At 72.7% G+C, this 6,682-nt stretch carries 6 protein-coding genes; 4 read left to right on the forward strand and 2 right to left on the reverse strand.

Translation table 11 applies throughout. From position 1 onward, the window contains the following. Nucleotides 1-37 precede the first annotated feature (37 nt). Nucleotides 38-1,318 (forward strand): hypothetical protein, encoded by a 1,281-nt coding sequence (locus VFC33_17730; GenBank protein ID HZR15079.1) that lies wholly within the window; start codon nucleotides 38-40, stop codon nucleotides 1,316-1,318. Nucleotides 1,319-1,324: 6 nt separating this feature from the next. Here VFC33_17730 and VFC33_17735 read toward each other — a convergent pair whose 3' ends face one another. Both VFC33_17735 and VFC33_17740 read right to left on the reverse strand, forming a co-directional pair. Further along, nucleotides 1,325-1,636, reverse strand: a complete 312-nt coding sequence (locus tag VFC33_17735) for a hypothetical protein (GenBank protein ID HZR15080.1) — start codon at nucleotides 1,634-1,636, stop codon at nucleotides 1,325-1,327. Further along, entirely contained in the window at nucleotides 1,633-2,748 is a 1,116-nt protein-coding gene (locus VFC33_17740) for an exo-alpha-sialidase (GenBank protein HZR15081.1), read from the reverse strand. Before VFC33_17740 ends, VFC33_17735 begins: the two co-directional genes overlap by 4 nt. Before the next feature lie 99 nt (nucleotides 2,749-2,847). Between VFC33_17740 and VFC33_17745 the strand changes: the two genes are divergently transcribed. The 3 genes from VFC33_17745 to VFC33_17755 form a co-directional block, all read left to right on the forward strand. Beyond that, on the forward strand, nucleotides 2,848-3,753 hold the full coding sequence (locus VFC33_17745; GenBank protein HZR15082.1) for a DUF1028 domain-containing protein: 906 nt from the start codon (nucleotides 2,848-2,850) through the stop codon (nucleotides 3,751-3,753). A 64-nt stretch (nucleotides 3,754-3,817) separates the two neighbouring features. Then, the gene (locus VFC33_17750) at nucleotides 3,818-5,248 is read left to right on the forward strand and encodes a site-specific DNA-methyltransferase (GenBank protein HZR15083.1); all 1,431 of its coding nucleotides are present in this window, start codon (nucleotides 3,818-3,820) and stop codon (nucleotides 5,246-5,248) included. Between the two features lie 87 nt (nucleotides 5,249-5,335). Next, nucleotides 5,336-6,682 (forward strand): AMP-binding protein (locus VFC33_17755; GenBank protein ID HZR15084.1); only part of this gene is annotated, 1,347 nt, incomplete at its 3' end.

Below are 6,682 nucleotides of genomic sequence, written 5' to 3' on the forward strand. Positions count from 1 at the left end.
TGCCTGTCGCATCACGGACGCGTCGTACCTTCGACCGGTGAGAACGGCGTCAGCATCCAGAACGCTCGTCGCCGCCGTGGCGTGCGCGGTGATCGCGTCGGCGTGCTCGTCGGGTGGCGGCTCGGCAGCGAAGCACACGACCACGTCCAAGGCCGCGCCGGCGCCCGGCCCGTCGACGCAGCCCACCCCGCCGACGAGCGCACCGGCGCCGATCCCCGCGCAGTACGGCGCGCTCACGACGACCCTCGGTGCCGGACTCGACGCGTACCAGGCGACGGTCGACGCGCTCCCGTCCCCGAGCACGTCGTCGGCATCACCCGTCCACGCGGCCGAGCTGCTCGTCGCGAACGGCAACCGGCTGCGCGCGTTGCTGCAGCCCGCGACCCTCACCGCGGCCGATCGGTGGCTGGACCGCTTCGCCGCCATCGGGATCAAGGGCGTGACCCTGGGCATCAAGCTGCCGATGCTCCTCCCCCAGTTCGGTCCCGACGGCGACGCGTACGCGTCCTTCTACGCGGCCGTCGCCGACCACGCGCGCGCCCGCGGGCTGACCGTCGACGTCGAGCTCGGAGCCCTGTTCTGCGGAACCGTGTTCGCGCAGTGCTCCTACTCGTTCCACGGGTCGTACGACGCGTTCGTCCGCGCCACGGTCGACCAGGCGCGCATCGTCGTCGAGCGCGTCCGTCCCGACTACCTCACGATCCTCGCCGAGCCGACGACCGAAGCCGCGCTGACGGGCGTGCACGACTTCGACACGCCGGCCGGCAGCGCGCGCTACGTCCACGACGTGCTCGCGGGGATCGGGCCACGGGGCTCGACGAAGGTCGGCGCGGGCGCGGCCACCTGGGTCGCGCCCACGTACAACCAGGCGATCCTCCAGGAACCCGTCGACTACCTCGACCTGCACATCTATCCGGTGAACGCGCACATCGCCGCGACGATCGCCCAGGACACCGCGCTCGCGCGCGGGGCCGGCAAGCCGATCGTCGCCGACGAGGTCTACCTGTACAAGGTTGCGTCGCCGACGCAGGCCGCCCCGGCCGCGAGCGACCGGACGTTCCGTCTCGACGCGTTCTCGTTCTTCGAGCCGCTCGACATCCGGTTCCTGGACATCACCGGCGAATGGGCCCGCAAGGCCGGTGTGCCGTTCGTGTCGGCGTACTGGTCGTCGCAGTTCTTCTCGTACCTGCCGTGGACACCCGAGCGTGACGGCGCGAGCTACGCCGCGCTGAGCCGCGAGCTCAACGCTGCCGTCGGCCAGGCGTTCGCCAGGAACGAGCTCACCGACCTCGGCCGCGCGTGGGCCCGACCCGGCTGAGCCCGCTCACCCGCCGGCCATCGCGCCGACGACGCAGAACGGCTCACGCCCGCTCGCGATCGCGCCGGGCAGCGCCACGTCGACGTCGTCGTGCGAGACGTCCTCCTCACCCGCGAAGTACCGGACGAACGCGCGCCGCTCACCCGTCACCCGGTCGCGCACCATCCCGCAGAGCACCGGATGGTCGGACTCCAACGCGTCGAGCACTCCCCGCACCGTGACGCGGTCGTCCGCGACGTCGACGCGCAGCTCGCTGCCCGGCACTCCGGCGAGCGTCCGCAGGTGAACCGGGAGGCGGACACGCACCGACACGGTCACGGCAGCGTCTGCACCTCCACGGACAGCACGGCCGGAAGGTCGCGCACGATCGGGGCCCACGAGTCACCCTCGTCGGCCGACGCGTACACCTGACCGCCGGTCGTCCCGAAGTACACGCCGCACGGCTCCAACCGGTCGACCGCCATCGCGTCGCGCAGCACGTTCACGTAGCAGTGCTCCTGCGGCAGCCCGCGCGTCAACGGCTCCCACTCACCGCCGCCGGTGCGGCTCCGGTAGACGCGCAACCGGCCCTCGGGCGGGTAGTGCTCCGAGTCGCTCGTGATCGGCACGACGTACACGGTGTCGGGCTCGTGCGCGTGCACGTCGATCGCGAAGCCGAAGTCGGTCGGCAGGTCGCCGCTGACCTCGCGCCACGAGGCGCCCGCGTCGTCGCTGCGCATCACGTCCCAGTGCTTCTGCATGAACACGACGTGCGGCCGCGACGGATGCGTCGCGAGCCGGTGCACGCAGTGACCGACCTCGGCATCCGGATCCGGGATGCCCTCCGAGTGCAGCCCGCGGTTCGCCGGCTCCCACGTCTCGCCGCCGTCCGCCGTGCGGAACACGCCCGCAGCCGAGATGGCGACGAGCATGCGCTTCTCGTCCGTGGGGTCGAGCACGATCGTGTGCAGGCACATGCCGCCCGCGCCCGGTTGCCAGAACGGACCCGAACCGTGGCCGCGCAGACCGGGCAGCTCGCTCCACGTTCGTCCGCCGTCGACCGAGCGGAACAGGGCGGCGTCCTCGACGCCCGCGTACACCGTGTCGGGATCGTCGGGCGACGGCTCGAAGTGCCACACACGCGCGAACTCCCACGGGTGCGGCGTGCCGTCGTACCACTGGTGCGTACCCGCGTCGCCGTCGTAGCGGAAGTCGTTGCCGACCGGTGCCCACGTCCGTCCGCCGTCGTCCGAGCGCTGGACGACCTGACCGAACCACGACGTCGACTGCGACGCGTACAACCGGTCCGGGTCGGCCGCCGACCCCGCGACGTGGAAGATCTCCCATCCGCCGAAGAACGGGCCGCGCACGTCCCACTCGTGGCGCGTCCCGTCCGACGTCATCACGAACGCGCCCTTCCGCGTCCCCACCAGCACGCGCACACCGCTCATGCGGTCTCCCATCCTCGCCCGGGCGCTCGTCCCCGACACGACGATCGAGAGGCTCGGAACTCATCGCAGGGTACGAGCGTCTCTGCTACACCACCAGCGGTGACGTACTCGATCGTCGCCCGCGATCCGGAGACCGGCCAGCTCGGCGTGGCCGTCCAGACGTGCATGTTCGCGGTCGGTCGCTCGGTGCCGTGGGCGAGGGCGGGCGTCGGCGCCGTCGCGTCGCAGGCCATGACCGATCCGGCCTACGGGCCACGGTGCCTCGACGCGCTCGAGCGCGGTGCCCCGGCGTCCGACGCGCTCGCCGCCGCACGCGCCGCGGACGACGGGGCCGCGCTCCGCCAGGTCGGCGTCGTCGACGCGTCGGGCCGCGCCGCCGCGTTCACCGGCGAGCTCTGCATCGACTACGCCGGGCACCACATCGGCGACGGCTACGCGGTCCAGGCGAACATGATGGCGAGCGCCGCAGTGTGGCCAGCGATGGGACGGGCGTTCGAGCGCGCGACCGGCCCGCTCAGCGAGCGTCTCCTCGCAGCGCTCGACGCCGCCGAAGCCGAGGGAGGCGACGCGCGCGGTCGGATGTCCGCCGCGATCGTCGTGGTCGACGGTGAGCCGGCGCGCTCGCCGGGCGGCGGGATCGTGTGCGACCTGCGGGTCGACCATCACGACCGCCCGCTCGTGGAGCTCCGGCGGCTGATGCGCGTCGCGGGCGCGTATGCCGCGTACAACCGCGCCGTCGACTCGCTCTTCGCGGGCGACGCGACGACCGCGCTCGAGGAGTCCGTGCCGGCGCGCCGCGCCCTGCCCGACGACGAGAACGTCCGCTTCCTCCACGCAGGCGCGCTCGCGTTCGCCGGGCGCGTGGACGACGCGACGACGGAGCTCCGCGCGCTCGTCGACAAGCGTCCGACGTGGGCGACGATCATCCGCGGCTTCGTCACCAAGGGGCTGCTCGTACTCCCGCCGGGCTTCGACCTCGACGCGGTTGCGCCGACGCGCGACTGACTCGTGCAATGCGCGCGTCGCGACATTCGACCCCGTGCGCGCGACGGTCGCGTAGGCTCACCGCGTGACCGGTGACGACGCGCGCGCCGCGAGGCCGCGCCGCGGTGCCGACCGTCGACCGACCGCGACGTCGAACTTCGGTGTCGGCCGGCGCGAGAGCCACGACGCCACCGGCTTCTACCAGCGGTTCGAGCCACCCGAGCTCACGACCGACGAGACCGTCGCGGCGCCCGAGCCGATCGCCGACCCGTTCCGCACCGGCGACTCGCGCCACATGGACGACCTGCCCGACGGCTCGGTCGCGCTCGTCGTCACGTCGCCGCCGTACTTCGCGGGCAAGCAGTACGAGGAGGAGCTGACGCGCGACGGCATCCCCGGCTCGTACCGCGAGTACCTGCAACTCCTCACCGACGTCTTCGCGGAGTGCAAGCGGACGCTCGAAGCCGGAGGCCGGATCGCGGTCAACGTCGCCAACCTCGGCCGCAAGCCGTACCGGAGCCTGTCGGCGGACGTCATCGAGATCCTCCAGGACAAGCTGCACCTGCTGCTGCGCGGCGAGATCGTCTGGCGCAAGGGCGAGGGCGCGGCCGGGAACTGCGCGTGGGGATCGTTCCGCAGCCCAGCGAACCCCGTGCTGCGCGACGTGACCGAGCGCGTCGTCGTCGCGAGCAAGGGCCGCTTCGACCGCGCGAAGTCGGCGCGCGACCGCGAGCGCGCCGACCTCCCGCATGTCGCGACGCTCCCGACCGACGAGTTCATGGCCGCGACGCTCGACGTGTGGGACATCCCGCCCGAGAGCGCGCGCCGCGTGCACCATCCCGCGCCGTTCCCCGTCGAGCTGCCCGAACGCCTGATCCGCCTCTACACGTACGAGCGCGACCTCGTGCTCGACCCCTTCATGGGATCGGGCTCGACGCTCGTCGCCGCCGCGCGCCTCGACCGCCGCTACGTCGGCTACGACCTCGACCCGCAGTACGCCGCGATCGCGCGTGAACGGGTCGCGGACGCGCTCAGCGATGACCCACCCGCGCCGGACGTCGCCAAGCCCGTCGCGGCGTACGCCGAGGACACCGTTGAGCAGGCGGGCTTCACGATCACCGCGCGCAACAAGCGGCTGCGCGGCACCGGTGTGACGGTTGCGCTCGTCGCCGAGGACGCCGACGGCCGGCCCTGGTACTTCGACGTGTCCGGCGCCTTCGCCGTGACACGCACCGGGCTCTTCCGCACGGAGTCCGTCTGGCGCGCGATCGGCCGTGCGCACGTGCTGAACGCGAAGGACTACTCGCCGCTCGTCCTCCTGACGACGGACCTCCCCCGTCGTGGCAGCGAAGCCGACCTCGCGCTGCGCGCCGCCGGGCCGGCCGCGTTCGTCGACGTCGTCGAGCTCACGGACGACGCCGCGCTGCAGCGACTGCGCGCGTACGCGAAGGGCGGCCGTGCCGACCGACCGGAGCCCGGCTTCTGGACTGCGCGCGACATCACGCACGTCCGTTAGCCCGTTCGCCGGGCCCTGCCCTCATCCAGGCCGGAAAGCGCAGTTGGCCCGAGTTGTCCGTCGCGCAGGCGGCCGGAAGCTGGCACGATGGCGGAGATGACCTCGTCGGTCCCGGCCTCACGGTCGGGCGCAACGATCCGCGGCGGCGCGTCGACGATCGTCGAGATCTTCCGCGACCGGGTCCGCTCGCTCGGGAACCGGACCGCGCTCCGCCGCAACGTCGGCGGCCAGTGGGCCGAGGTGTCGTGGGCGGAGTACGGCGCCGCGGTGGACGAGGTCGCCGCGGCGCTGACGCGCTCCGGTGTCGAACCCGGTGATCGCGTGGGCGTCCTGTCCGTCAACCGACTCGAGTGGCACGTCGCGGACGTCGGCACGCTGTGCGCGGGCGGTGTGACCGTGCCCGTCTACCAGACCAGCTCGCCCGAGCAGGTCGAGTACATCCTCGGTCACTCGAGCGCGCGCGTGTGCTTCGTCGAAGACGCGCAGCAGCTCACGAAGGTGCTCGAACGACGGGACGCGCTCGACCAGCTGGCGCGCGTCGTCGTCTTCGACGCGACCGGCGTGACGCTCGACGACTTCGTCACGTCGTTCGACGCGCTGCGTGCGGAGGGTCGCGAGCACCTGCGAGCCGACACGCGTGCCGTCGAAGAGCGCGCGACGGCCGTCACACCGGACGACCTCGCGACGATCGTGTACACGAGCGGGACGACCGGGCCGCCGAAGGGCGCGATGATCACCCACGCGAACATCGTCGCGACCGTCGACGCGATCACGGCCGTCGTGCCGATCAGCCCGGACGACCGCTTCCTGTCGTTCCTGCCGCTCAGCCACATCGCGGAGCGGACCGTGAGCCACTTCGGGCAGATCGTCGCGGGCGGTGAGACGTGGTTCGCGCGCAGCCTCGCGACGCTTCCGGAGGACCTGCCCGCCTGCCGGCCGACCATCTTCTTCGCGGTCCCGCGCGTGTGGCAGAAGATCCACGACGGCGTGCTCGAGCAGGTCGGCAGGCAGACGGGCGTCGCGCGCGAGCTCGCGCGCCGCTACTTCGCGCTCGGGCCGGCCTGGGTCGCGAGCGAGCAGGGCCGCGCGCCGATGCCCGCGACGAAGCGCGTGCTGTACCGGGTCCTCGACCGGCTCGTCGGCGCGAAGATCCGCGCCCGCATCGGCCTCGACCGCGCGCGTGTGCTCGTCTCGGGTGCTGCACCCGTCCCCGCAGAGCTGCTCGGGTGGCTGCACGGCGTCGGCCTGCGCGTCGGCGAGGTGTACGGCCAGACCGAGGACTGCGGGCCGACGACGCTCAACCCGCCCGAGCGGATCCGCATCGGCACCGTCGGGCCGCCGCTGCCGACCGTCGAGGTCCGCATCGATCCCGCCGACGGCGAGATCCTCGTGCGCGGTCCGAACGTCTGCCGCGGCTACTTCCGCGACGAGCCC

This window comes from Acidimicrobiia bacterium, from assembly GCA_035651955.1.
In the GTDB taxonomy this organism is placed as follows: Bacteria; Actinomycetota; Acidimicrobiia; order IMCC26256; family JAMXLJ01; genus JAMXLJ01.